A 25,487-nucleotide genomic window follows, 5' to 3' on the forward strand; every position below is an offset into this window, starting at 1 on the left:
CGCACAAGCGCTAAGCCTCGCCTATAACTGGCGGCAGCAAAATGCGCTTGATCATAGATTCTTCACCAAATCCTGCGTTAAACCCGCTAAGCTTGGGGAAATTGTCGTAAGAACGTTAAAGGAGAGGTTATGCCAGCCCAACGGAAAAATCTGACACGCCAGCAGGCACTTGATACGCTTGAGCAGATGTATGATGAAGCCGTCAACGCTCTGCGCGCATCAATTAAGGCCTATACGGAAGAAGGCTCGCTACCCGATCCCGTTGCCCGCGCGCAAGGTCTGTTTGTTTACCCTGAACTACGCATTACGTGGCAGGGCGACGGGCCTCAGCAGAATCGCACCCGAGCCTGGGGCCGCTTTACCCATACTGGCAGTTACAGCACCACGGTGACGCGCCCTGCTCTGCTGCGCCATTACATCTCTGAACAGCTGGCCATGCTGGAAAAAGAGTACGAGGTGACGATCGACGTCGGTCCTTCGCGTCAGGAAATTCCCTATCCTTATGTCATAGACGGGTCCGATCTGTCGCTGGATCGCACCATGAGTGCGGGGATTGCGCGTCACTTTCCAACGACTGAACTGTCGCAGATTGGTGATGAAACGGCAGATGGTTTATTTCATGCCGATGCGACCTTTCCTCTGTCTCACTTTGACGCATTGCGCACAGATTTTTCGCTTGCCCGCCTGCGCCACTATACCGGCACGGCGGTTGAGCATTTTCAGCCTTTTGTCCTGTTTACCAACTACACGCGCTACGTAGACGAATTCGTACGCTGGGCCATTGAACAGGTTCGCGATCCTTCAACCCCTTTCGACAGCCTTGTGTGCGCGGGCGATGTCGTTCTGACGGCGAGTACAGAAGACAATGAAGCCATGCTGTCTGACCTGGCCTGGAAAAAGCATCAGATGCCAGCCTGGCACCTGACCTCACCCAATCGCCGGGGCATTACGTTGATCAATATCGGCGTGGGCCCGTCCAATGCTAAAACAATCTGCGATCATCTGGCGGTCATTCGTCCTCACGCCTGGCTGATGATAGGGCACTGTGGCGGCCTGCGCGAGAGTCAGCGCATTGGTGACTACGTGCTGGCTCATGCATACCTGCGCGACGACCACGTGCTGGACAGCGTTCTGCCGCCCGACATTCCGATTCCAAGCATTGCCGAAGTTCAGCGGGCTTTGTATGACGCAACCAAGTCCGTGAGCGGTATGCCAGGCGAGGAGGTAAAAGAACGGCTACGCACCGGAACCGTTGTGACAACAGACGATCGTAACTGGGAGCTGCGCTATTCAGCCTCTGCCCTGCGTTTTAATCTGAGCCGGGCCGTGGCTGTCGATATGGAAAGTGCAACGATTGCTGCTCAGGGATACCGTTTCAGGGTGCCTTATGGCACATTGCTGTGTGTTTCGGACAAGCCGCTGCACGGTGAAATCAAACTGCCGGGCCAGGCAAACCGCTTTTACGACGGCGCGATTTCAGAGCATTTACAGATTGGTATTCGCGCGGTTGAATTATTGCGCGCCGAAGGTGATAAGTTGCATTCACGTAAGTTACGTACGTTTAACGAACCGCCTTTCCGTTAAACAATAATGAATGAAAAAGACGGTATTAATGCGAAAACCCTTCCCGTTAATACCGTCTCGTTAATTAAGACGATATTCCGAATCAGGCCGCGTTCAGAACGGCGGTATTGATGAACCAGGCAAACACCGCAAGAATAGCCGGTACCATGAGCGTCCAGATAAGGCGGTTATTAAGGCTTTCAAAGCGTAAATCCAGTTTATCGAAACGTTCATCAATCCTGTCGAATCGCTGGTCCATGGCATCCATTCTCCGGTCCATCGCATCCAGTCGCCGATCGATACCATCAAGCCTGATATCAATACCATTCAGTCTCATATCAATGCCGTCCAGTCTCTTGTCGATGCCGTCGAATCTCTTATCGATGCCATCAAACCGTATATCCATTGCGTCGAGCCGAGCGTCAATGCCGTTAAATCTCACCTCATTAGCAGCGAATTCTTTGTAAACATCATCAAACTTGGCATTGATAATGTTAAAACTTACCTCGATGGCATTAAATTTATTAGTAAAATTGAATAAGATGCCATCGATTGCTGAAAGTTTGCCTTCGATGCTGACCAACCTGCCATCAACATCGTCAAAACGGATGCTAAACTGTTGGACTTTCTCTTCCAGCAGCGTGAATCGTTGAACCATTTCAACATGAAACACCGCCAGTTCCGCACGCAGAAGCTCAAGATCGGCTTTGGTCGCAAAAGCCATAGCCTGCCCGCTAAAAAGCGCCAGGTCGATTTTTATTTGATGGTTGTCTTCTTCAAGCCGCTCAAAGCGCGTCTCAAAATTTTCCATTTTTTTGCCTCCTGTCCAGCGATGACTGAGGGTCAAATGCGGATTATCGCGATTCCGTTTTCCATACAGATTGCCCATGAGCTTTTCCTGACAGGCGGATTAACTTAATCCATTAACGTAAGTCGCAACCTGCTTCAGCATTATTGAAGCAAAGTCTTGCGCAATAAACATTACCTGATTGAATAAAAAGGAAAAATAAAATGGGAATTGTTCTTTTCCTTTATTCACAATGTTGAGTCAAAGAATAAAAGCATGGCCGCGCGAAGAAAAGGGCGTAGATCGATATTCTGGAAGGGTGCGCACAATGATGGAAAATAACAGAGAAAACAACCGCAAACGCTTTTTGAGTTCTAATGTTAAAACCGTTACAGCATATTCAATATGCTGTAACGGTTGGATTAATCAGGCGCTCAGCCAGCCGAGTTTAATCACAAATAATACAGACAGAACAATCAGTGCCGCATTAATCTCTTTGGTGCGTCCGCTGAGCAACTTCACCACGGTCCAGGTAATAAAGCCAAAGGCAATACCGTTAGCAATGGAGTAGGTCAGCGGCATCGTCAGCGCGGTCACGGTTACCGGGGCAGCAGTGGTGATGTCTTTCCAGTCAATTTCGGCCAGCCCGGACGTCATCAAAACCGCAACAAACAGCAATGCTGGCGCGGTGGCATAAACCGGCACGCTTGACGCCAGAGGAGAAAAGAACAGCGCAAGCAGGAAAAGCACCGCAACCACAATCGCCGTCAGGCCGGTACGACCGCCTGCGCTCACTCCGGCGGCAGACTCGACATAACTGGTGGTCGTAGAGGTGCCCAGCAGCGAACCAAACAGCGCAGCCGCACTGTCCGCAACCAGCGCGCGTCCCATTTTGGGCACATTGCCCTGCTCGTCAGCCAGCCCGGCGCGTTTGGTTACACCCAATAGCGTGCCGGTGTTATCAAACACATCCACGAACAAGAACGCGAAAATCACGCTAATTAAGCCGACGTTAAATGCACCCGCAATATCCAACTGCATGAACGTTGGTGCGATTGAAGGCGGTGCAGAAAATACACCGCCAAATTTCGTCAGACCAATGCCCATCGAGATAAAGGTGATGATCAGAATGCCTATTAAGACCGCGCCCGTGACGCGACGCGCTTCCAGTACCACGATGATGATAAACCCTAACATCGCCAGTAAGGGGCCCGGCTTCGTCAGATCGCCAATCCCCACCAGGGTAGCCGGATTATCCACAACGATACCCGCGCCTTCCAACGCGATAATTGCCAGGAAGAGACCGATCCCTGCGGCAATACCGGCGCGCAGCGGCAGCGGAATGCTCTTGATAATCCACTCGCGAATCTTAAATATCGATAAGGCGAAAAAAATCACTGCGGACAGGAATACCGCGCCCAGCGCAATCTGCCAGCTGTAGCCCATGTGCAAGACAACGGTATAGGTGAAAAAAGCATTCAGCCCCATGCCCGGTGCCAGCGCAATCGGGTAGTTGGCAATCAGTCCCATTAACACCGAACCAATTGCGGCTGCCAGACAGGTCGCGACAAAAACAGCCCCTTTATCCATGCCGGTTGCACCCAAAATACTGGGGTTAACAAACAGAATGTAGGCCATCGCCAGGAAGGTAGTGATACCGGCGATGATTTCAGTGCGTACAGTTGTGTTGTGCGCTTTTAATTTAAATAGTTTTTCTAACATCATTATCTCTCGATGATAGAGACGTCACTCAGGTGCGCGTTCTCTTGCCAAGGTTATGGTCATGCTGTTTGTTGTGATACTGAGGGGCCGCCAGTGCTGTCGCATGCCAGCCCGACCACCCGAAATACGGTTTTCGCTTTCCTATGTCACATGAGCAATTGCAAAGGCTAAAGCAATTGCTGTGCCAGCCTGATACGCAATCGATTACCTGGATACACGTCAGCGAGCCTTAAGATAATTCTGAACCAGATCAGGGCGCGATTATGGTGCATTGCCCCCTGAACGCGCAATCGTTTTCCTTCCCCCCTGCCCGGCAAAATTATGCGTTTCCGCACGCTTCAGCATTTTGTCAGGCGACGCTGGTCACGTTTCAGCTGCATCAATCAGCAGGCCATGCTGGAATGTGTAAACTCGCATTTAACCCTTCAGTAACATTGAGGTCACACGATGAAGCCAGCAATTTTGGTGGTGGATGACGATCATGCCGTCTGCGATTTGTTGCAGGACGCACTCAGTGAACATGCGTTGTTGGTTTATCGCTGCCATCAAGGGAAAGATGCCCTGACGATGGTGTGCGAACATCCGGATATTTCCCTGGTTATGCTCGATATGATGTTGCCCGACACCAACGGTTTACTGGTTTTGCAGCAGCTGCAGCGACTGCGGCCTGATATTCTCGTGATTATGTTGACCGGTATGGGTTCGGAAGCGGAAATGGTGGTAGGCCTGGAGATGGGGGCGGATGATTATATCGCCAAGCCCTTTAATCCACGCGTTGTGGTTGCGCGGGCGCGGGCGGCTCTCCGGCGCAGCGGGCGCGTGGTGTTGCCGGAAACTGACCATGAGGGATGGCGCTTTAATGGCTGGCTGCTTGATGAAACGCGCTGCCAGTTGCTTAATCCGCAGCGAGAAACCGTGCCGTTAACGCAGGGTGAATATACCTTGCTGCGCGCGATGGTGCGGCACGCGCGTAAGGTCCTGACGCGTGACCAGTTGCTGGAACTCACCCACAGCGAAACGATGGACGTGTTTGACCGCACCATCGATGTGCTGATTATGCGGTTGCGGCGCAAAATCGAAGCAAACCCCCATCAGCCCGGCCTGATCCGCACGATTCGTGGGCTGGGTTATGTTTTCTCGGCGGACGTGGTCAAACCTGAAGGTTTGCGGCTCTCGACGCAAACGGCCTGAGCCATCCACTGCCGCATGTCGGTCAACGGGCGAATACCGTCGATTGCATTGGCCGCGCGCAAATTAAACCGGGCGCAGGTGTGCGCAAGTTGCAGCGTTGACAGCATGTCATCCCCTTCATGGCTGGCATAGAGTACACCCGCACAAAATGCATCACCTGCGCCAACGCTGCCCACAATCTCGTTGGGTGCCAGCTGCCACGCAGGCTGCCAGATGCCCTCGCCGCCGACTTCCTGCCCCCATGCGCCTTCGGGCGCGTGTATCACCACGCGCTGACGCACCCCCTGCCCGGCCAGCCACTGCGCAGCCAGGGAAAAGGCTGCGGGTGGCTGAATACCGTTATCATCCCGCAAAACGACGCCAGACAACGCCTGGGCTTCCAGTTCGTTAATAACCAGGTAATCTAACCAGCGCAACGCAGGCAATACCTGTGGTCGGTAATCCCCGGCCCGGGACGCCAGGTCGAGCGAGGTAAAATAGCCACGCTGCTGCATCTGGGCCAGCAAACGGGCGCTGCGCGTGCCGAATTCGCTGTCCGCGCCGTCCAGCGTTTCAAGCAACAGTAAATAGCCCAGATGAAAGATGCGCTGCGCATCGTCTACAGCGGCGAAATGCGTTCTGTCCAGCAGGGCATTTGCGCCAGGGGAAAAGAAAAACGTTCGTTGCCCGTCCGGTGCGGTCATCACCTGCGTCATCGCTGTGGGTTTATCGCAGGTACGTTGAACCCAGCGATGATCGATCTGCGACGCCTGCATGATAGCCAGCAGGTAATCACCGTCGGCGTCATTGCCTAGCAGGCCAATCGCCACCAGCGGAAGCTGACACTGCATGCGCGAAAGAGTAAGTAAAACATTCAGCGGTGCGCCGCCTGCCGCCTTTTCGCTATGCTGAACCTCTGCCAGCCAGCCCTGTTCCGGCCAGTGGCTAATACGATGAACGTAATCCACCAGCATCACGCCAGCGGCCAGAATGCCGCGCCGCGCCTCCATTTACGCCTGCCCTACGCTGCCGAAAATCTTCATCTGCTGCATCACGGTTTCACAAATTGCGTTCTCCACCGCCATCAGCAGTTCGGCAAACTCGTCATAGCGGGTGTTGCGTGAGGCCAGACTGCGTTCCACCGCGTCGAGTGCCGCCTGCGACATGCCGGTATAGAAGTTGATTTTATGGATGCCGAGTGAGATCGCCCGCCGGAAATCCGCGTCGCTGATGCCTGAGCCACCGTGCAGCACCAGTGGTACGCCGGTTTGCTCGCGAATAGCCGCCAGCCGGTCAAAGTCGAGTTTAGGCTCCCCTTTGTATTTCCCGTGGGCGTTACCGATAGCCACCGCCAGCGTATCAATGCCGGTTTCACGCACAAACTCAGCAGCCAGCCGTGGATCGGTAAATTTTTCGCTGTCGGCTTCGCCAAATAACGCGCCCCCTTCGTCTCCGCCCACCGCGCCCAGTTCTGCCTCAACCGACACGCCGACGGCATGTGCCGCTTTGACCACTTCACGCGTCTGGCGAATATTCTCTTCATAACTCAGCGTTGAGCCATCGAACATTACCGAGGTGAATCCCAGACGAATCGCCTGCATCACCGCCTCAAAGTGCAAACCGTGATCCAGGTTGAGCACCACCGGAATCGCGTGCTTCACCGCTTCAAACTTTATCGCCTCAACCAGCTGGTCGAGCGTGACGTATTTAAAATGCACTTCCGCAATATTGATGATAAAAGGCGAGCGTTGCTGCTCTGCGGCCGCAAACAGCGCGCGCATAAAATGCGTGTCCAGAGCGTTAAAGGCGCCCAGCGCGTACCCCTGCTTCTGCGCATGGGCCAGCCCCTGTGCCAGAGAGATCAAAGCCATTATTCACTCCTCAGATTGAGCCAGTGGGAATAGTCGTTACAGAGCAGCCGGTGCGGTTCCTGATCCTCATCAAGGGCGTTAAAGCGCGCCAGCGGCGTCAAAAATACGTTATCGTTGTCATCATCGTTAGGCATCGAGACTTCGCCAACCAGCACATCGCCAAAGCCGTTTTCGCCCCAGAAGCTGTGCCAGACGCCGGCGATTAACGTCACGCTTTCGCCCGGAGACAGCCTGAGTTGCGAACCGGCCGCATGGGTTTGTGTGATGCCATCCAGCGATACCGTCACCGGCGAGTTCGCCTTCTCGTTGCCTTCACGGTTATACAGTTCGACGATCAGATTGCCGCCCCCGCGGTTGATGATGTCTTCCATTTTGCGGGGATGATAATGCATCGGCGTGACCTGCCCTTCACGCACGTGCATGACTTTTTCAGCATAAGGTTTGTGCCAGGGCTTGCCGCCCGGCGAGCCGTTGCGCAGCGTAAAGAGCGTCAGGCCGGTTTGCAGAAAATCATCGGCGCCAAAGCTGGTGAGGTCCCAGCCCAGCCGTAACGCGATAATTTCCTCAATGTCGCCCTGCTGCTGACGCCACTGACTGAGGTCGTAATCAGCCCAGGGCGGCAGATGGATATCCTGGCGTGTAAAAAAGTCCCGCGTGTTTTGCAAAAACACATTCACTTCGGAGCGTTGCATCGTCAGCTCTCCCGTTAAAGCGGCACCCGACGATGCCGCGCGCCGGTTTTATTTCACTGTCCAGCCCTTGTAGCTGCTGACGTTATTGCGATCGATTAATTTAACCGGGATCAGCACGGGTTTATCCGGTGCCGGTTTGCCCTGAAGGATGTCGTAACCAATCTCGACGGCTTTGGCTGCCATCACCTGCGGATCCTGGGCTGGCGTAGCGGCGAACAGCGAGTTCTTACGTTTCAGCGCTTCCTCACCATCCGGCGAACCATCCACGCCGACGATAAAGAACTCGTTACGCTGGGCCTGTTTTGCCGCCAAATCGGCACCGATCGCGGTCGGATCGTTAATCGCAAAAACCGCGTCGATTTTTGGATTGGCTGACAGCAGGCCGGTCATCACTTCCAGCCCGCCTTCACGGCTGCCTTTGGCGTTCTGATTAGAGGAAAGCAGCTTAATATCCGGATGGCGTTTCAGTTCGGTCATGCAGCCTTCCACGCGGTTTTGTACGGCAGAGACCGGCGGGCCGTTAATAATCACCACATTGCCTTTGTCTTTCAGGCGATCGGCGATGTATTTACAGGCCATTTCACCCGCCTGGGTGTTATCAGAGGTGATGGTGGCGTTAGCGCCATCTGCGGCGACGTCGACCGCAACCACAACGATACCCGCATCACGCGCGCGCTTGACCGCAGGGGCAATCCCTTTTGAGTCGGCGGCATTCAGGATAATCATGTCCACTTTTGCCGCAATGAAGTTATCAATCTGTCCCACCTGCTGCCCGAGATCGTAGCCACTCGACACCAGCGTGACTTTTACGTTATCCCCGGCCAGCTGACGCGCCTTCATCTCTGCACCTTTGGTGATCTGCACAAAGAATGGGTTAGCGAGGTCGCCTACCGTTACGCCAATCGATTTCAGTTCTTTTGCCTGAGCCACACCGGCACTGAGCAGCGTTGCCGCCAGCAGCCCGGTTACAATCGGATTAAAACGCATAGATCTTCTCCTGCTGTGATTTATCTGCCAACTGCTGAATGGCGCTTTGTTTGCTCTGCGCATGGGGGCTGTCAGCCCACATGATGACGAGTACGATATTTATCGATCAGGACGGCGATGATGATGACCGCACCTTTAATAACCAACTGCCAGAAGTAGGAGACGCCCATTAATGTCATGCCGTTATTCAGCGTGGCGATAATCAACGCCCCAATCAGCGTGCCGGTGATGGTGCCGATGCCGCCGACGAAACTGGTGCCGCCCAGAATCACCGCGGCAATGGCATCCAGCTCATAACCCACGCCCAGATTGCCGTTGGCGCTGTAGAGGCGTGAAGCACTCATCAGCCCGCCCAACCCCGACAGCAATCCGCTCATGCCGTACACAAATATCAGCACCAGGCCCACTTTGATGCCGGTCAGTCGCGCGGCCTGAATATTGCCGCCCACCGCATAGATATGAACGCCCAGCGTGGTGCGACGCAGAATGAACCAGCAAATCGCGATGACGGCGAACGCGATGACGATCAGCCAGGGCACCGGCCCCAGGTAGCCATTGCCTATCCACTCAAAGTTAATATCGGAATTGATCACCGTGGTGCCGTTGGCCAGCAGATAGGCCGCCCCGCGCAGTGCGGTATAGGTGCCGAGCGTGACGATAAACGGAGGCAGTCCGGCCCAGGCCACGAGAATGCCGTTAAACAATCCCATCACCAGCCCGGCGCCCAGCGCCATCGGAATAGTAAGCGACGCCAGCATCGGGTCCAGCGACGTCAGCAGCGCCACCACCGCCGTGGTGCCCAGCATCGAGCCCACGGACAAATCGATACCGCCCGTCAGGATGACAAAGGTCATGCCTGCGGCCAGCACGATATTGATGGAGGCCTGACGCGTAATGTTGAGCAAATTGGCTTCGGTAAAGAAGTTAGGCGTGACAAAACCAAAGACCGCCACGATTAAAATCAAAATCGGTAAAATGCCCACGGTCTGCATGATGTCGCCCATCAGAGCGCGTTTGGCCGTCGGTGGATTAACACGTGCCGTTTGTGTCATTGTTTTATCCTCATACTTCAAGCGGTGATGCGCTGTGCGCACCGGTTGCCAGCGTCATGATGTTTTCCTGAGTGATCGTATCGCCCGCCAGCTCTCCGGCGATGGCCCCCTCATGCATCACATAAACCCGATCGCTCATGCCAACAACCTCCGGTAATTCGCTGGAGATCATGAGAATGGCTACGCCCTGACGCGCCATTTCCTGCATCATGCGATAAATTTCGCTTTTCGCGCCGACGTCAACGCCGCGCGTTGGCTCATCCAGAATCAAAATACGGGGGCCGATGGCGATCCAGCGGGAAATCAGCAGCTTTTGCTGGTTGCCGCCCGACAGGCCCCCCGCACGCACCAGCGCGTGGGGCACGCGAATATTGAGCGAGGAGATCGCTTCGCTGGCAATTTTCCGCGATTTACCGCGATTAAGCATGCCGTAGCGGGCATCACGCTCCAGCGTGGCCATGACGATGTTTTCCTGCGCGGCCATCTCCAGAAACAGCCCCTGCTCTTTACGGTTCTCGGTAAGAAAACCAATGCCGTGCGCAATCGCCTCACGTGGCGAGTGAATATCCACCTTCTGACCATCGATCCAGACGTCGCCCTGTTGAAGCCGGTGCACGCCAAAAATCAGCTGCGCCAGCTCGCTCCGTCCCGCGCCCACCAGGCCGGCCAGGCCGACGATTTCGCCCGCCCGAACCTCAAGGCTGCTGGGATGCACTTTGTCGCCGTCGGACAGATGATTGACAGCCAGCCGGACGGCCCCGCGCGCTATCGTGCGATCTTTATTGAACAAGTCGCTGAGCGGCCGCCCCACCATCATGCGCACCAGCTCGCTGGCATTCAGATTGTCGCGCGTCAGGCTGCCGACATACTGCCCGTCACGCAGCACGCTGACGCGATCTGACAGCTCATACACTTCCGCCATACGATGACTGATGTAAATAATGGCCATGCCTTCGCTACGCAGGCGCTTGATCAGGGCAAACAGTTGTTCGGTTTCACGGTTCGAGAGTGCGGCAGTCGGCTCATCCATCACCAGAATCCGGCTGTTACGGTGTAAGGCGCGCGCAATTTCCACCTGCTGCTGCTCAGCAATACTCAGCCTGCTGACTTTGTCGGTGGCGCTAAACTGCGCGCCCAACCGGTTGATCACCTGCTGCGCCTCATCCGCCATCTGATGACGTTTCACCATGCCTGCACGGGTAATTTCACTGCCCAGAAAGATGTTTTCCGCCACGGTAAGATTGGGCGCCAGATTGATTTCCTGATAGATCAGCGTGATTCCGGCGGCTAACGCCTCTTTAGGGCCTTTCAGCTGCCAGGGTTTGCCATCAATTAGCACCTCGCCGCTGCTGGCCGCATAGGCCCCCGCCAGGATCTTCATCAGGGTGCTTTTACCCGCGCCATTTTCGCCCATCAGGGCATGGACCTCACCGGGATACACCGTGAGATCCACCCCTTTCAAGGCGTAAAAATTACCAAAGCGTCGGGTGATCTCGCGCATTTCGAGTATCGGCTTTGCTGTCATCTACCCGCTCCTGCTGGTTATGGATAGCAGCGAGTTAAGCAGTGTCAGATAAATGGAAAATGTCAGAGGCCATTCATATTTGTCATATTTCGCCTCGCCCTCACTCCTATACTCGGCTCATCGTCGCACGAGCGGAGAGTCTTTATGCAACGCAGTTCACCGTGGCAGGTCGGGGCGCGCGGTCGCCTGTTGCTGTCTCATTTATTGGTGGTGTGCGTCACCTTAATGGTGAGCGTGGTGGCGGTGACCAGTTTTCGCCATGCGGGCACCATTCAGGCCCAGGCCCAGGCGCAAACGCTGGCTGATATGAACGGCAGCCTTGCCCTGGCGCGCGATACCTCCAATGTGGCCATCACGGCAGTGCGGTTGTCCCAGGTGGTCGGTGCGCTTGAGTATCAGAGCGAATCACGACGTTTACAGCAGAACCAACAGGCCCTACAGCACTCACTCTCTATACTGGCGAGCACGCCACTTGCCGCGCGTGAGCCTGAACGCGTGGCGCGCCTGCGTGCGCGTAGCCTGATGCTTGAGCAGTCGGTGAGTATGCTGTTGCGTCAAGGCCATGAACGCCATTTACAGCGCAACAGGGTGCTAAGCGGCTTGTGGCAGTCACAACTGCTGCTTGAACGCATTAATGATCTGACACAGCGCGACGGCATCAACGCACCCGATTTAACGCTGCGCCAGCAAACCGGCAGGCTACTGGATATCGCGATTCGCACGCCGTCATCGACGGCGGTCATCGAGCACCTGCAACAGGTGATGATGCAATGGCGCAGCGTGGTCGCGCCAGGTGCACTGGGCGACAATGTACAGCAGTTGCTGGAAACACAGCGCGGCCTGGTCCCGTTGGCCGCAGAGCTGGAGGAGAGTGACCTGGCGATTGCCTATGCGACTTACCGTATCAAGGCGCTGGTGGCGGCGCTGAATGATGACATTACCGCTTACGTCCAGCAGGTCGCGCAGCAAACGGAAAGGCGTAACATCACCACCCATCATCAACTCGACTCGGTTAGCAGCTTTATCATGCTGTCTGCCCTGCTGGCGCTGGCCATAACCCTCTATACCGGGTACTACATTTACCGCAATCTGGGCTCCAGTCTTACCGCCATTGCCGGTGCGATGACCCGGCTGGCACAGGGAGAGCAGAACGTCAGCGTGCCGGGATTACAGCGTCGGGACGAACTGGGTGAACTGGCGCGCGCGTTTAACGTTTTTGCGCGAAATACCGCCTCTTTGGCCCAGACTTCTCGCCTGCTAAAAGAAAAAAGCACCCAACTGGAGTCAACCTTCCTGGCCATGCGTGACGGTTTTGCCCTGTTTGATAACAGCGGAGAACTCGTGGTATGGAATGCGCAGTATCCGGCGCTGCTGGGCATCGCTCCCCGCGATCTGCATCGCGGTTTGCACTATCAGCACTTGCTGGCGCCGCTTAATGTGCAGTTGCACGATTTAGCGGAACCCCAGGAAGTGAGGCTGGCAGACGGCCGCACGCTGGAACTGCGTTTCAGCCCGGTACCACGGCGCGGAATGGTCAATACGGTGCTGGAGCGCACTTCGCGTAAGGTGCTGGAAGAGGCGCTGGTGCACAGTCAGAAAATGAAAGCGGTGGGCCAGTTGACCGGCGGCATCGCCCATGATTTTAATAACCTGCTGGCCGTTATCATCGGCAGCCTGGCGTTGACCGAGGGGCAACTGGCACCCGGCCCCGTCGCCAGCCGGATTGAACGAGCCCGCCAGGCGGCGGACAGAGCGGCGCTTCTGACCCAACGGCTGCTGGCCTTTTCACGCAAACAAACCCTGAATCCCCACGCGGTTTCCGTGGTGACATTGATCGAGAATCTACAGGGGCTGCTTCAGCATTCGCTGCTGCCCGGTCAGCATCTGATCATCGATGCCCAGCGCCCCGGCTGGCCGGCCTGGATAGATGCCAGCCAGCTGGAGAATGCGGTGATGAATCTGGTGGTCAATGCCAGGGATGCGATGGGTGGCCAAAGCGGCGAAATCCGCCTGCGCATCTGGAATCAGCGGCGAAGCGAGCAAGGGGAAAAACGTGACCGGGTGACCATCGAAGTGATCGATCACGGCTGCGGCATGTCCGACGAGGTGCGTGCTCAGGTGTTCGAACCCTTCTTCACCACTAAGACCACCGGAACCGGGAGCGGGCTGGGACTGTCGATGGTGTACGGCTTTGTCCGCCAGTCGGGTGGACAGGTGGAGCTGGAAACGGCCCCCGGTCAGGGCACAACGGTGCGGCTGTTGCTGCCGCGCGCGCCCGATGCCGCAGCCGCCCGGCCCCCCGTCCCTGCCCCGTCTCACCCCGCGGCTGCAGACGATCGTCTGATTCTGGTACTGGATGATGAACCGGCGGTGCGGCAAACCCTGTGCGAGCACCTGCATCAACTCGGCTATCTGACGCTGGAGTGCGCGACCGGCGAAGAGGCGCTGGCGCTGTTGCACCAGACACCCGATATCGATCTGTTAATCAGCGATTTGATGTTGCCCGGTGAGATAAACGGCGCAGAGGTCATTCGTCAGGCGCAGCAAAAGTGGCCACAGCTGGCAACCTTGCTGATCAGCGGCCAGGACCTGCGCCACCAGCCCGTTACGCTGCCGCTGTGTGAGCGGCTGGCGAAACCCTGGCAGGCGGCACAGTTGGTGGAGGCGCTGCAGCGCGCCTGGCAGCGGAGTGCAAGGCTTAATCGTGCCCGCCAGGCTGCCACAACGGCACCGGTTTCCCAATGATATAACGCTTACGCAGGCGGCTTGAGATGGCATCCATGATCATCACCACGACCACCAGAATCAACGTCAGGAACATCACCACATCCCAGTTCCACAGACGCATATTCTCAGCATAAACCAGGCCGACACCGCCTGCGCCAACAAAGCCGAGCACCGCTGCTGAGCGAGTATTCGACTCGATTTGGTAAAGGCTGAGCGCCAGAAACTGCGGAAACGACTGGGTGAAGATGCCGAAACGGTGTTTCTGCAGGCTGTTCGCCCCCAGTGCACCCAGCCCACGACTCGGGGAACGCTCCACCGCTTCATGTCCTTCCGAATAGAGCTTACCTAACAGGCCAACGTCCTGCAGGATAATCGCCAGCACCCCGGCTAACGGCCCCATGCCGACGGCACGCACAAAGATCAGGCCCCAGATCGCCATATCAATGCCGCGCAGCATGTCGAACAGGCGGCGCATCAGGAAAGCAATCGGTCTGGCAACTTTATCGTGCATCACATTACGCGCCGCCAGAAAGGACAGCGGCAGCGCCAGCAGCGTGGCGGTTATCGTGCCGGCAAACACGATCGCCAGCGTAATCCCGACCTGAGAGAAATAGTAGCCAAAGGGCCAGTTGGCAAAGTCTTGCCAGACAAACATACGCAAAAAATAGCGTCCCAGCTGCTGGCAGCCAACCAGCAGGCGGCCCCACTCGATACCGTAGACCATAAAGAAAAAGACGTAATAAAGCACCAGCGCCAGCGCCAGCATGGCCAGACGGCGCAGATAGCGGTGCTGCGCAGCGAAGAGTTCATGATGCTGCTGCTTCATCGCCGTGATATCCGGCGCGAGAGTAACCATATTTATTCCTCCACGACACGGCGGCGCAGGCGGCCAGAAACCGTATCCAGTAACGACACCACAATCAGAATCAACAGCAGCGTCATGCTGACCTGATCGAAGCGATCCAGCTTAATGTTGGTCATTAACTCCTGGCCGATCCCGCCTGCCCCGACCAGCCCCAGAATGGTCGATGAGCGGAAGTTAACCTCCAGGCGCATAAAGCTGTAAGACAAAAAGGTGGGTTTGACCTGGGGCCAGAACGCAAAGCGCATCCGTTGCAGCTTGCTGGCTCCGCAGGCCGCCAGCCCGCGTACCGGCTTATCCGACGCCGATTCGATGGCTTCATAAAACAGTTTGGTCAGGCTACCGATAGTATGCAGGGCCAGCGCCAGAAAGCCGGGAATCGCCCCGATGCCAAACGCCATCACAAACATTACCGCCCAGGCCAGTTCAGGCATGGTGCGTAAAAATGCGACAAAGGCGCGAATGCCCATGCGCAGGCTGGCGGGCGTTTGCGTATTATCGGCCGCAAAAAACGCCAGGATACCGGCAATCACCACGGCAACCAGCGTGGAGGCCAGCGCCAGCTGCAGGGTTTCCCAGATCAGCGGTAGCTGAATATTCAGACGATAGCCCCAGTAGGCCAGCGACCCTTCCGTTTTGCCATCGGCAAACAGGAGCGGCAGATGCAAAACGGGCATGATTTCACGGATATAATCAAAAAAGTGCGGCAACGACTGCCAGATGGTCACCAGATTGAACTCTGCCATATTGGCCGCCGCCAGATAAATCACGACCAGCACCAAAGACCAGATAAGCGAGTCACGCTTCTGTTGGCGGCGGATACGTTGATAATAGCGTTCGAAGTCGGTCACGTGAGGTGTCTCAGATTGATGTGTTACAAAGCCATCCAGGCAAGGTTGACGCGCAGACTAGCCCGCCGGTGAGGTCGTGCCGCCCCCTTATTCAGGGCGGCACGATGGCTGCAAGCAAACTGCCCTGCCGTTAGCCGCGCGCGCCTTTCATCAGCTCGCGTTTCATATCGATGATGTTCTGGAAGTCCGCTACCGAGGTCTTGCCAATGTGCTGCTGGCCCCCTACGGCTTTGGTGAAACAGGCGTGATCGTCTTTATCCAGTTTTTTGATCGCGGCGATGACTTTCGCTTTGAAATCCGCTGGCAGTTTATTGCTCACCAGGATAGGACCGTTAGGAATTAACGGCGACTGCCAGATAATCCGAATCTGTTTCATCAGGTCCGGATGGTCCATGCGGATCAGGCGGCCAAAGGCACCCGAGGTGTAGCCCGTGTTGTAATCACCGACCATAGAGGTCCAGGTCACCGCGCCGTCGAACTGATTATTCAGCACGCCCAGGATGTCCTGCTCATGACCACCTGAAAAGGTCACGCTTGAAAAGAAGTTGTTGTATTTATTGTCGATGTTGCCGCCAAACATTTTCTTAAACGCCTGGTTTGGCACGAGGAAACCGGATGTGGAATCGGGATCCGCCATACCAAAAGATTTGCCTTTCAGATCTTCCAGCTTCTTATAAGGGCTGTCGGCTTTCACAATCACCACGGAGTGATAACCGCGAGACTGATCTTTGTCATCCACCACAATGCCCACTAAATCGACGGCCTTGGGATCCTGAATATACACGGACGCATACGAGGAGGGAGACATACTCAATACCAGATCCACTTTACCGCCCAGCAGCCCCTGAATCACGCCGGAATAGTCTGAAGAGTTGCGGATTTTGGTATCCACGTTCAGTTCTTTATCAAAGAACGTTTTCACACACTGGTTATCACCAATCTGCTGAGTCGCGTTCTGACCGCCCAAAATACCCAGATTCAGCTCTTTTGGTGCGTCCGCTGCGTTAACGCCAAAGGTAAGCAATGCTGTAGTCAATAACGCGAAAGCTTTCATTTTCATTAGCCTTGTTCTCTTGCTGTGATAGTTAGTGGATCTGGTTAAATTCGTCGCCGTACAGCTGATGCAGCAAGCCGTCGGTAAGTGCGGAAGGATGACCGTCGAACAGCACCACACCGCGCTGAATACCTATCACGCGCGTGCAGTAACTTTTTACTAATTCAATCGAGTGCAGATTCACCATCACGCTGATGCCCTGATCGCTGACCTGACGCAATACATCCATAATACGGGTGGTATTTTTAGGATCGAGCGAGGCAACGGGTTCATCCGCTAACAGAATTTTGGGGTTCTGCATCAGCGCCCGACAAATCGCCACGCGCTGCATCTGACCGCCGGAGAGGTTTTCGGCGCGCTGTAACGCCTGCGGTAGCATGTTCATCCACTCAAGCAGTTGAATGGCGCGGGCGCGATCGGTGTCAGAGAACACTTTGAAAAACGATTTCAGCGTAGAGGTCTGGCTGAGACGCCCCAACAGCACGTTGGTCAGCACATCAAGGCGAGGCACCAGGCAGAAATCCTGAAAGATCATGCCGCACTGGGTGCGCCATTCACGCATCTGGCGGCTGCTGAGATTCACCACATCGCGATCGGCTTCGCCGTGGTGCAGGCTGACGATGGCGCCCTGTGAGGCGGAGATTGTGCCATTCAGCATGTGCAGCAGCGTCGATTTGCCTGCGCCAGAGCGGCCGATTACCGCCACCAGTTCACCCGCATGCAAATCGAAACTGACATTATCGAGGACTTTGTTGTTACCGTAAGCTTTGCTCAGTCCCTGAACAGATAACACTTTTTGCCCGCCTGACTGGGTCAATGACGAGACGTTATCGACCACCGTTTTAAGCAGTGCCTGTGCCATGATGTTCTCCGTTATTGCAGTTTACGTTCTGTACCCGCGCCCCATTAACCCATCTGGTCGGTACTGTCTGGCGTGAGTCATTATCTTGCGTTTGTGGCTCACGCCGCCGGAACCTGACGAGAGACCGCTATATTAAGAACACGGGGGATGAAGGCTGTATTACGGTTAGATGATTAAACTGTGACAGGCAAATCGGCACCCAGAGACAGCGACAAGCCGTCACAGGCTGCCCGAACCCCATCGGGTAAGGCGTGCTCTGCCAGCCAGTTATCCATGTGATGGCTCAGATGAATCAGCCAGGCCTGGTGCGGTTTCAGTTCATCAATGATGTTTAGCGCGGCGGTCAAATCGTTATGATTGCGTCCGCCCTGCCCGGGGGGATCGTTACAGTCTACCAGCAGGTGATCCAGCCGTTGTCCACGCAGGAAATCGGCGGTGTCCGGCGGCAGACCGCAGGTATCGCACAGCCAGGCCAGACGCGATCCATGCCAGTCAAACAGATAGCCGTGAGTCAGTCGTGAATGTTGAAGCGGCAGTGGTGTCACCTGTAATTCACCGAACTGATGTGCCACGTAAGGCGTTAAAGCGGGGCGGAAATCCAGCAGTCCGGGATGCTTAAACAGGTCATCGCAGCCCTTGTCGTCCGGCGGTCCCCACACAGGAATAGATTCGCCCTCACCCCAGCGCAGAGTGAACAGCCCCTGCACATGGTCCATATGATAATGAGTCAGCAAAATTCGGTTAATTTCGCCAGGCTGAAAGCGCTCGGCCAGCAATGGCAAACCGGCATCCAGTAAAATACGTTCGCGTCCGGCCTCAATTAACGCGCTGGTAGGCGCGCGGCGATAGCGGGAAGCGTCGCGGGCGCGCAAACAGGCATGACAGTCACAACCGAACACCGGCGCGCCTGTCACACCGCCGGTACCAAGCAAGGTCAGTTTCATGGGAATTCCGCTAGCAACTGTCGTAACTGTTGTACCGTATCCACCAGCGCACCATCATTGTTCAGCCGCAGGCAGCCCTCTGGCTGATGTTGCGCCGCGCGCGCCAGTCGTTGAACGATCTCCTCTTCACTCTCACGTCCCCGCTGTCGTAAACGCGCGGCCAGCACCAATGGCGAAACCTCAATGCACAGCGGCAACAGCCGTGCGCCGTAACGCGCACGAACCTGTTCCAGATGCTGACGGGAGCCGTTTACCAGCACGTTCTGCCCGCACGCCAGCCAGCCATCGATTTCACTCCCGATACCGTAATGAAAACCGTGGGCCTGCCAGCTGACCGCAAATAACCCCAGCGCCTTGCGCCGGATAAACTCCGCTTCCGTCAGGGCCACGTGGTTTTCGCCCCCCACATCGTGAGGGCGGGTGATATAGCGGTGCGCAATCAGCAGGCCGTCAGGCGGCGCCTCGCGCAGCAGGTCCAGCAGGCTGTCCTTTCCTGAGCCGGACGGGCCGATGAGCCAGATAAGCCGGGCCATCAGTACACCTGCCGGCCTTTGCTCCAGACATGGCGGATGTGGGGATGACCATGTTGGGTATGCGCCAGTACCAGGTCGGCACGGCAGCCTTCCGTAATCACGCCACGATCCTCCAGCCCCAACGCGCGCGCCGGATTACAGGTGACCAGCGCAACAGACTGGGACAGTGACAGCGTGTTTCGCTCATCCGCCGCTAAGCGGAAGGCCGCATCCAACAGGCTGCCGGGATAATAGTCCGATGACAGAATATCCAGCATTCCGTGTGATGCCAGCTCCCAGGCGGCTACGTTACCGGAGTGCGAGCCACCGCGAACAATATTCGGTGCGCCCATTAACACCTGCATATTGCAATAACGTGACGCCTTCGCCGCCTCCAGCGTGGTGGGGAATTCAGCTATCGCGCTGCCCACGCCGTGCGACTCTTCCACGTGCGCTTCGGTCGCATCATCGTGGCTGGCAATCGCAATACCATGATCCCGGCACAGCGCGGCAATCGCCAGGCGGTTGGGCTGTGACCACTCTCTGGCCAGCGCCAGCTGATCGCGCTCAAACTCGTCCATCTGCTCGTCATTGAGCTGATATTTTCCCTGATAGTACTCGCGATACTTTTCCAGCGATGCGTACTGGCGCTGCCCCGGTGAATGGTCCATCAGCGAGACCAGCGACAGCTCTGGTGAGGAGATGAGCGCCTCAAACAGCGGCAGCGTGGTGTGATGCGGCAGTTCGCAGCGCAGATGTAATAAATGCTCGGCGCGGTTGAGCCCCTTGCGGTTACTGTCACGAATCGCGCCAATCATTTTGCTGAGATTTTCCAGCCGGTGCCCCCCATCGCGTACATCACCTACACCGATGGCATCCAGCACGGTGGTGATGCCGCTGGCCACCATCAGCGCATCGTGGCTGCTCATGGCGGAATGGGCCGGCCAGTCAACCTTAGGCCGCGGGGTGAAGAACTTATCCAGGTTGTCCGTGTGCAGCTCGACCAGGCCGGGCAACAGAAACGCGCCCTCTCCGTCCAGCGCGCCGGCGAGCTGGCTGGCGGTTTCGCTAAAGTTCGTAATGCGGTCTTCACGAAACTCCAGCGATCCCTCTACCACTTCGTTTTCCAGCACCAGCTTTACATTATTGATGATCATGCTTCTGCCCCTGTTTTGAAGGGCTGCATCACGTGCAGGCGATCGGCCACACGCTCCCGCACCGCTTCATCATGAAAAATACCGACAATGGCCGCGCCACGCGCGCGCGCCTGTTCAATCAAACTCACGACTGCGGCGCTGTTAACGCTGTCGAGCGATGCCGTAGGCTCATCCAGCAGCAGCACGGGATAATCGGCAATAAAGCCACGGGCGATGTTGACGCGCTGCTGCTCTCCACCGGAGAACGTCGAGGGTGCCAGGGACCAGAGGCGTTGCGGGACATTGAGCCGGGTCAGCAGATCTTTGGCGCGCGCTTCGCAGAAGCTGCGCTCAACGCCGCGTTCCAGTAACGGCTGCATGACGATCTCCAGGGTCGGCACGCGCGGGATGACCCGCAGAAACTGACTGACCCAGCCGATGGTATCCCGGCGAATGGCAATAATCTGGCGGGCGGGTGCCTGTGCCATATCGACCCATTCGCCCAGATGCTGCACCCAGATACTGCCGCTGTTGGCCTGATAGTTGCCATACAGGGCACGGAGCAGAGTCGATTTTCCGCTGCCCGAATGCCCGTGCAGCACCACGCATTCGCCCTCACTGACTTCCAGGCTGGCATCCTGCAGCACCGGCAGAGCCGCCCCGTTCTGATTGTGCAGCACAAAGGTTTTGCACAAATTTTCCACGCGCAGTTGCGTCTTCATAGTCGCTGTCGCCATTAGTTAAGCACCGATGAAACCAGCAGTTGCGTATAAGGATGATGCGGATCATCCAGCACGCGGTCCGTTAAACCACTTTCCACGACCCGGCCCTGCTTCATGACCAGCAGCCGATGCGCCAGCAGGCGCGCCACGTCCAGATCGTGGGTCACAATGATCACCGCCAGATTCAGTTCGCGCACCAGCGTACGCAGCAGGTCCAGCAGTCGCGCCTGCACCGAGACGTCCAGCCCGCCTGTGGGTTCATCCATAAACACCAGTTTCGGCTGGGTCACTAAATTGCGGGCGATTTGCAGACGCTGCTGCATGCCGCCGGAAAACGTCGTCGGCAGGTCATCGATACGGTTCGCTGCGATTTCCACCGCCTGCAGCCAGTGACTCGCCTCGGCGCGGATCTCGCCATAGTGACGGTGGCCGACGGCCATTAGACGTTCACCGATATTGCCGCCCGCCGTGACCTGAGGACGCAGTCCTTCCAGCGGATGCTGGTGTACCACGCCCCACTCCGTGCGCAGTAAGCGGCGACGGTCGCTTTCGCTCATCTGGTAAAGATCGCGCTGCAGGTAATGAATTGCGCCTGCCTGCGGGGCCAGCCGGGCAGACAGGCTCCGCAGCAACGTGGTTTTACCCGAACCGGACTCTCCCACAATCCCCAGCACCTCGCCCGGGTAGAGATCAAAGCTGACCTCTTCGAAACCTTTGCCCGGTGCGTAAAGGTGCGTGAGGTTATTGACCGCGAGTAGCGGTTGTTCACTGTGCATGTTGTTGTTCCTGCTGCTGGTGGCAAAAATCGGTATCTGAGCACACAAACATGCGCGTTCCCTGATCGTCCATCACTACCTCGTCCAGATAGCTGTGACGCGATCCGCACAGCGCACAGGGTTCGTCCCACTGCTGCACGGTGAAGGGATGATCGTCGAAGTCGAGGCTTTTAACTTTGGTGTAAGGCGGCAAGGCATAGATGCGCTTCTCGCGTCCGGCACCAAACAGCTGCAGGGCGGGCATCATGTGCATCTTCGGGTTATCGAATTTGGGAATCGGCGACGGATCCATCACATAGCGATCGTTGACCTTCACCGGATAGGCATAGGTGGTGGCGATGTGGCCGAAACGGGCGATATCTTCGTACAGTTTGACCTGCATGATGCCGTACTCTTCCAGCGCATGCATGGTGCGGGTTTCCGTCTCGCGCGGCTCAATAAAGCGCAGCGGCTCGGGAATCGGCACCTGAAAAATCAGGATCTGATCTTCTTCCAGCGGGGTTTCCGGAATACGGTGACGCGTCTGAATCAGCGTGGCATCCACCGTGCGTTCCGTGGTGGCCGCGCCGCTCACTCGCTGGAAGAAACGACGGATGGAGACGGCGTTGGTCGTATCGTCCGCGCCCTGGTCGATGACTTTCAGAACGTCTTTGTCGCCAATGACGCTGGCGGTGATTTGAATCCCGCCGGTGCCCCAGCCGTAAGGCATCGGCATTTCGCGTCCGGCAAAGGGCACCTGATAGCCGGGAATCGCCACCGCTTTTAAGATGGCGCGCCGGATCGTGCGTTTGGTTTGCTCGTCAAGGTAGCCGTTGTTATAGCCGCTGAGTTCAGCCATTTTGCTGCTCCTGATAGTCCTGACGCAGACGTTTCAGCAGTTCCAGTTCCGCCTGGAAATCGACGTAGTGCGGCAGTTTTAAGTGGGAAACAAAGCCTGCGGCTTCAACGTTATCCGCATGCGACAGAACAAATTCCTCATCCTGCGCCGGGCTGGTGATACGTTCATTGTGCTCGCGCGTCTGTAAGGCGCGATCCACCAGCGCCATTGACATGGCTTTACGCTCTGCCCGACCAAAGACCAGTCCATAGCCGCGCGTGAAGTGCGGTGCGCTTTCCCCATCGTGGGTAAAGCCGTTGACCATTTCACACTCGGTCAGCAGCATTTCCCCAATTTCCAGCTCAAATCCCAGTTCTTCCGGGCAAACGCTGACGCTGACATAACCGGTCCGGATTTCTCCGGCAAACGGATGGGTGCGGCCATAGCCGCGCTGGGTGGAATAGCCCAGCGACAGCAGAAAACCTTCATCGCCGCGTACCAGCTGTTGCAGTCGTGCGGCACGTGAGGCGGGAAAGCCCATCGGCTCTCGGGTGATGTCGGTGGGTTCGCTGCCGTCGTCGCTTTCACGCTCTGCTAAGCCTTCGTCGCTCATCATGCTGAACATGTGCGGGCAGTGTTCGGGCAGCGCCTGCTCGCTGCGCGGCGGCAGAGGCGTTTCCCCGTTAGCCATCAGGGTAAAGTCCAGCAGCCGGTGGCTGTAGTCATAGGTTGGGCCTAAAACCTGACCGCCAGGCAAATCCTTATAAACCGCGGAGATACGCCGCTCGATCCGCATGTTGCCGGTGTCCAGCGGCGTGCTTTGCGCCAGGCGAGGCAAGGTTGTGCGATAGGCGCGCAGTAAAAAAATGGCCTCAACCAGATCGCCGCTGGCCTGTTTAATGGCTAACGCCGCCAGCGCGGGATCGTAAATGCCGCCTTCGGTCATCACACGATCTACCGCCAGGCCAAGCTGCTGCGCGATCTGATCGCAGGATAACTCCGCGACCGCACGGTCGCCCCGACGCAGATCGGCCTGAAGATGATGGGCATTGGCAATGGCTTTTTCGCCCCCTTTAACCGCTACGTACATGAGCACACCTCAACATGAGTTGTCCGTGGCACCGCCATCATCGCTTCGCCACAGGTAAAGATGAGATCCACGCCCTGAGGGAACGGATGCGGTCGGGCACGCAGGTATTCGAGCACGCTTTCCGGCAACTGGGGCGCAATGGCGCGCGCTTCACGCAGGCCCGGGCCAGACAACCGTAGCGCCAGCCCACCGTTCAGTGCGGGCACCTCAATAATCAACGTGGTGCTTTTTTCCGGTGCCAGATTGTCGCCTGCGGCGAAGTCGGCAGGATTGGGCTGAGCGGTCGCGTGGCTGAGCGCAAAGGCTGCGTCATTGCTGTCGGTAAGGGGCGCACCAGTATGAAAACGCAGGTTATCGCGCAGTTCCTGATTATCGACCTGGGGATCCAGCCACAGCGGGCTCTCCTGATCCACCAGCGTCAGCAGCACGGCGGTGGCGGCAGGGGAAAGTGCGCCCCAGCCCTGTTCCAGCGGCAGGGAAACCATCACGCCAGGCTCGCTCATGGCTTTCAGGATGCGGCGGAAGGCGTGCTGCGCATCCGCAACCGGGTGATTAAAACTTGCCAGTAAAGTCATTCATTGTCTCCGCGTACCAGCGTAAAGAAGTCCACTTTGCTGCTGGCGATTTCACGTGCGCGCAGCTGACGCTGCTCTTCACGTGAGGCCGCCAGCGGGATAATCATTTTTTCCTGCAGCAGTTCAGCGGTGTCGGCCTGTTGCAACAGGGCATCCATCAGGGCGCAGCGTTCGGCATGGGCTTTATCCCGGCCGAGCAGATAGCTGTAACCCAGGGTGCCGTCGTTCAGCCGCACCACCGCACGCGTCACGGTGGCATCGCCCACCACAAAGCGTTTGCCGGTGGCGCCCATGCGGGCCTGCAGACGCGTCAGGCCAATCTCGGCCGGGCGAATCAGGGTAAATTCGGGCTTGAGGTTGAGCGGCTGCCAGTACGCGTCAAGCTCGGCTGCGCTGCTGTGTGCCAACACCGAAAGCCAGTGCTGGCGGGCCGTTTGCTGTTTCATTAATGCTCCAGAGTGAGTTCGATCATGTCGCCACGCGTGAGGCTGACGGAGTATTCCGCCATCGCGCCATCGGTGGTTTTATTCAGCGTCCGCACGCACAACAGTGGAGAGTGCAGCGCGATTTCCAGTTGCTTACACTCTTTGGCCTGGGCCCGGCGGGTGCTGATGCGCGTCTGGCTGCGTACCAGCTGCTTACCGGTGTGCTGCTGCAGATAGTCATGAAGTGAGCCGCTGTTAAAGCGCTGCAGCTGTGGCCACCAGCTGAGATCGGCAAGGAAGTGGTTGATCAGGCAGACCGGCAGGCCATTTACACGGCGCAGGGTTCGCAGGTGAATAACGTTATCGCCTTCACTGACGCCAAGCGCGGCGGCCACGTCGGCACTGGCCGGGCGCAGCACCGCCAGCAGACGTTCACTGGTGGGATCGCTGCCCTGCTCCATCAGGTTCTGGCTGAAGCGAGCCTGAGCGTGTAACGGATAGTCGTAGGGGCGCATCAGCACTAAAATGCCGACGCCATGGCGACGCTGCAGCAGGCCCTTGTTCACCAGTTCGTCTACCGCCCGACGCAGCGTGTGGCGGTTCACCGCATAGTGATCGGCCAGCTGCTGCTCAGAGGGTAAATAGTCACCGCTGCGGTAACGTTCCTGAACAGCCTGCTCCAGTTGCGCGGCAACAGCCTGATAGACAGTGGTCGGATGTCTGGATAACTCCATCACAATTAAATCCTCACATCAGTAGAGGGAT

At 56.9% G+C, this 25,487-nt stretch carries 25 protein-coding genes; 3 read left to right on the forward strand and 22 right to left on the reverse strand.

What is annotated here, in order from left to right; all coding sequences use genetic code 11:
* Nucleotides 1-129 precede the first annotated feature (129 nt).
* Nucleotides 130-1,584, forward strand: a complete 1,455-nt coding sequence (locus tag ACPXSQ_RS08615; RefSeq protein WP_014593991.1) for an AMP nucleosidase — start codon at nucleotides 130-132, stop codon at nucleotides 1,582-1,584.
* 82 nt (nucleotides 1,585-1,666) lie between these two features.
* Here ACPXSQ_RS08615 and ACPXSQ_RS08620 read toward each other — a convergent pair whose 3' ends face one another.
* A complete protein-coding gene (locus ACPXSQ_RS08620; RefSeq protein WP_105091585.1) occupies nucleotides 1,667-2,452 on the reverse strand; it encodes a hypothetical protein in 786 nt (261 codons plus the stop codon).
* A 324-nt stretch (nucleotides 2,453-2,776) separates the two neighbouring features.
* Entirely contained in the window at nucleotides 2,777-4,075 is a 1,299-nt protein-coding gene (locus ACPXSQ_RS08625; protein WP_015700012.1) for an NCS2 family permease, read from the reverse strand.
* Nucleotides 4,076-4,519: 444 nt separating this feature from the next.
* Between ACPXSQ_RS08625 and ACPXSQ_RS08630 the strand changes: the two genes are divergently transcribed.
* Nucleotides 4,520-5,263: a response regulator gene (locus ACPXSQ_RS08630; RefSeq protein WP_014593994.1), complete on the forward strand. Its 744-nt coding sequence runs from the start codon at nucleotides 4,520-4,522 to the stop codon at nucleotides 5,261-5,263.
* Here the strand turns inward: ACPXSQ_RS08630 and ACPXSQ_RS08635 are convergent.
* From ACPXSQ_RS08635 to ACPXSQ_RS08660, 6 genes are all read right to left on the reverse strand, one after another.
* A complete protein-coding gene (locus ACPXSQ_RS08635) occupies nucleotides 5,200-6,252 on the reverse strand; it encodes a carbohydrate kinase family protein (RefSeq protein WP_022623342.1) in 1,053 nt (350 codons plus the stop codon). The genes ACPXSQ_RS08630 and ACPXSQ_RS08635 overlap by 64 nt on opposite strands.
* Entirely contained in the window at nucleotides 6,253-7,113 is an 861-nt protein-coding gene (locus ACPXSQ_RS08640) for a ketose 1,6-bisphosphate aldolase (protein WP_426143423.1), read from the reverse strand.
* The gene (locus ACPXSQ_RS08645; protein ID WP_028715286.1) at nucleotides 7,113-7,805 is read right to left on the reverse strand and encodes a D-lyxose/D-mannose family sugar isomerase; all 693 of its coding nucleotides are present in this window, start codon (nucleotides 7,803-7,805) and stop codon (nucleotides 7,113-7,115) included. Before ACPXSQ_RS08645 ends, ACPXSQ_RS08640 begins: the two co-directional genes overlap by 1 nt.
* 48 nt (nucleotides 7,806-7,853) lie before the next feature.
* Entirely contained in the window at nucleotides 7,854-8,792 is a 939-nt protein-coding gene (locus ACPXSQ_RS08650) for an ABC transporter substrate-binding protein (RefSeq protein WP_013026261.1), read from the reverse strand.
* A gap of 71 nt (nucleotides 8,793-8,863) precedes the next feature.
* Nucleotides 8,864-9,844 carry an ABC transporter permease subunit gene (locus tag ACPXSQ_RS08655; protein ID WP_028715287.1) on the reverse strand — a complete coding sequence of 327 codons (981 nt, stop codon included), beginning with the start codon at nucleotides 9,842-9,844 and terminating at the stop codon, nucleotides 8,864-8,866.
* 10 nt (nucleotides 9,845-9,854) lie between these two features.
* On the reverse strand, nucleotides 9,855-11,369 hold the full coding sequence (locus tag ACPXSQ_RS08660) for a sugar ABC transporter ATP-binding protein (RefSeq protein WP_015700008.1): 1,515 nt from the start codon (nucleotides 11,367-11,369) through the stop codon (nucleotides 9,855-9,857).
* Between the two features lie 144 nt (nucleotides 11,370-11,513).
* Here ACPXSQ_RS08660 and ACPXSQ_RS08665 point away from each other — a divergent pair, with 144 nt between their 5' ends.
* Nucleotides 11,514-14,114 carry an ATP-binding protein gene (locus ACPXSQ_RS08665; protein WP_028715288.1) on the forward strand — a complete coding sequence of 867 codons (2,601 nt, stop codon included), beginning with the start codon at nucleotides 11,514-11,516 and terminating at the stop codon, nucleotides 14,112-14,114.
* On the opposite strand, the gene phnE (ACPXSQ_RS08670) is transcribed toward ACPXSQ_RS08665, so the two are convergent.
* From phnE (ACPXSQ_RS08670) to phnF, 14 genes are all read right to left on the reverse strand, one after another.
* Nucleotides 14,068-14,952 (reverse strand): phosphonate ABC transporter, permease protein PhnE, encoded by an 885-nt coding sequence (gene phnE / locus ACPXSQ_RS08670; protein ID WP_013026265.1) that lies wholly within the window; start codon nucleotides 14,950-14,952, stop codon nucleotides 14,068-14,070. The two genes, ACPXSQ_RS08665 and phnE (ACPXSQ_RS08670), sit on opposite strands and share 47 nt — an antisense overlap.
* Before the next feature lie 2 nt (nucleotides 14,953-14,954).
* Nucleotides 14,955-15,809 (reverse strand): phosphonate ABC transporter, permease protein PhnE, encoded by an 855-nt coding sequence (gene phnE, locus ACPXSQ_RS08675; protein ID WP_013026266.1) that lies wholly within the window; start codon nucleotides 15,807-15,809, stop codon nucleotides 14,955-14,957.
* A 130-nt stretch (nucleotides 15,810-15,939) separates the two neighbouring features.
* Entirely contained in the window at nucleotides 15,940-16,869 is a 930-nt protein-coding gene (gene phnD, locus ACPXSQ_RS08680; protein ID WP_013026267.1) for a phosphonate ABC transporter substrate-binding protein, read from the reverse strand.
* A 25-nt stretch (nucleotides 16,870-16,894) separates the two neighbouring features.
* Nucleotides 16,895-17,725: a phosphonate ABC transporter ATP-binding protein gene (gene phnC / locus ACPXSQ_RS08685; protein ID WP_013026268.1), complete on the reverse strand. Its 831-nt coding sequence runs from the start codon at nucleotides 17,723-17,725 to the stop codon at nucleotides 16,895-16,897.
* Between the two features lie 173 nt (nucleotides 17,726-17,898).
* Nucleotides 17,899-18,669, reverse strand: a complete 771-nt coding sequence (gene phnP / locus ACPXSQ_RS08690) for a phosphonate metabolism protein PhnP (protein WP_014594004.1) — start codon at nucleotides 18,667-18,669, stop codon at nucleotides 17,899-17,901.
* On the reverse strand, nucleotides 18,666-19,202 hold the full coding sequence (gene phnN / locus ACPXSQ_RS08695; protein WP_014594005.1) for a ribose 1,5-bisphosphokinase: 537 nt from the start codon (nucleotides 19,200-19,202) through the stop codon (nucleotides 18,666-18,668). The genes phnP and phnN overlap by 4 nt, the downstream gene beginning before the upstream one ends.
* Entirely contained in the window at nucleotides 19,202-20,338 is a 1,137-nt protein-coding gene (phnM, locus tag ACPXSQ_RS08700; RefSeq protein ID WP_022623346.1) for an alpha-D-ribose 1-methylphosphonate 5-triphosphate diphosphatase, read from the reverse strand. The genes phnN and phnM overlap by 1 nt, the downstream gene beginning before the upstream one ends.
* Complete coding sequence (phnL, locus tag ACPXSQ_RS08705; protein ID WP_013026272.1) at nucleotides 20,335-21,054, reverse strand: phosphonate C-P lyase system protein PhnL; 720 nt, start codon at nucleotides 21,052-21,054, stop codon at nucleotides 20,335-20,337. Before phnL ends, phnM begins: the two co-directional genes overlap by 4 nt.
* The gene (gene phnK / locus ACPXSQ_RS08710; protein ID WP_028715289.1) at nucleotides 21,054-21,815 is read right to left on the reverse strand and encodes a phosphonate C-P lyase system protein PhnK; all 762 of its coding nucleotides are present in this window, start codon (nucleotides 21,813-21,815) and stop codon (nucleotides 21,054-21,056) included. The genes phnL and phnK overlap by 1 nt, the downstream gene beginning before the upstream one ends.
* Complete coding sequence (locus tag ACPXSQ_RS08715; protein ID WP_426143430.1) at nucleotides 21,805-22,653, reverse strand: alpha-D-ribose 1-methylphosphonate 5-phosphate C-P-lyase PhnJ; 849 nt, start codon at nucleotides 22,651-22,653, stop codon at nucleotides 21,805-21,807. Before ACPXSQ_RS08715 ends, phnK begins: the two co-directional genes overlap by 11 nt.
* Nucleotides 22,646-23,722, reverse strand: a complete 1,077-nt coding sequence (locus tag ACPXSQ_RS08720; protein ID WP_014605509.1) for a carbon-phosphorus lyase complex subunit PhnI — start codon at nucleotides 23,720-23,722, stop codon at nucleotides 22,646-22,648. Before ACPXSQ_RS08720 ends, ACPXSQ_RS08715 begins: the two co-directional genes overlap by 8 nt.
* Entirely contained in the window at nucleotides 23,713-24,297 is a 585-nt protein-coding gene (gene phnH / locus ACPXSQ_RS08725) for a phosphonate C-P lyase system protein PhnH (RefSeq protein WP_013026276.1), read from the reverse strand. The genes ACPXSQ_RS08720 and phnH overlap by 10 nt, the downstream gene beginning before the upstream one ends.
* Nucleotides 24,294-24,743: a phosphonate C-P lyase system protein PhnG gene (gene phnG / locus ACPXSQ_RS08730; protein ID WP_013026277.1), complete on the reverse strand. Its 450-nt coding sequence runs from the start codon at nucleotides 24,741-24,743 to the stop codon at nucleotides 24,294-24,296. The genes phnH and phnG overlap by 4 nt, the downstream gene beginning before the upstream one ends.
* Nucleotides 24,743-25,456: a phosphonate metabolism transcriptional regulator PhnF gene (gene phnF / locus ACPXSQ_RS08735; RefSeq protein WP_015700005.1), complete on the reverse strand. Its 714-nt coding sequence runs from the start codon at nucleotides 25,454-25,456 to the stop codon at nucleotides 24,743-24,745. Before phnF ends, phnG begins: the two co-directional genes overlap by 1 nt.
* Nucleotides 25,457-25,487: the final 31 nt, after the last annotated feature.

The sequence above is a fragment of the Pantoea sp. EEL5 genome (assembly GCF_049892805.1).
GTDB lineage: Bacteria > Pseudomonadota > Gammaproteobacteria > Enterobacterales > Enterobacteriaceae > Pantoea > Pantoea ananatis.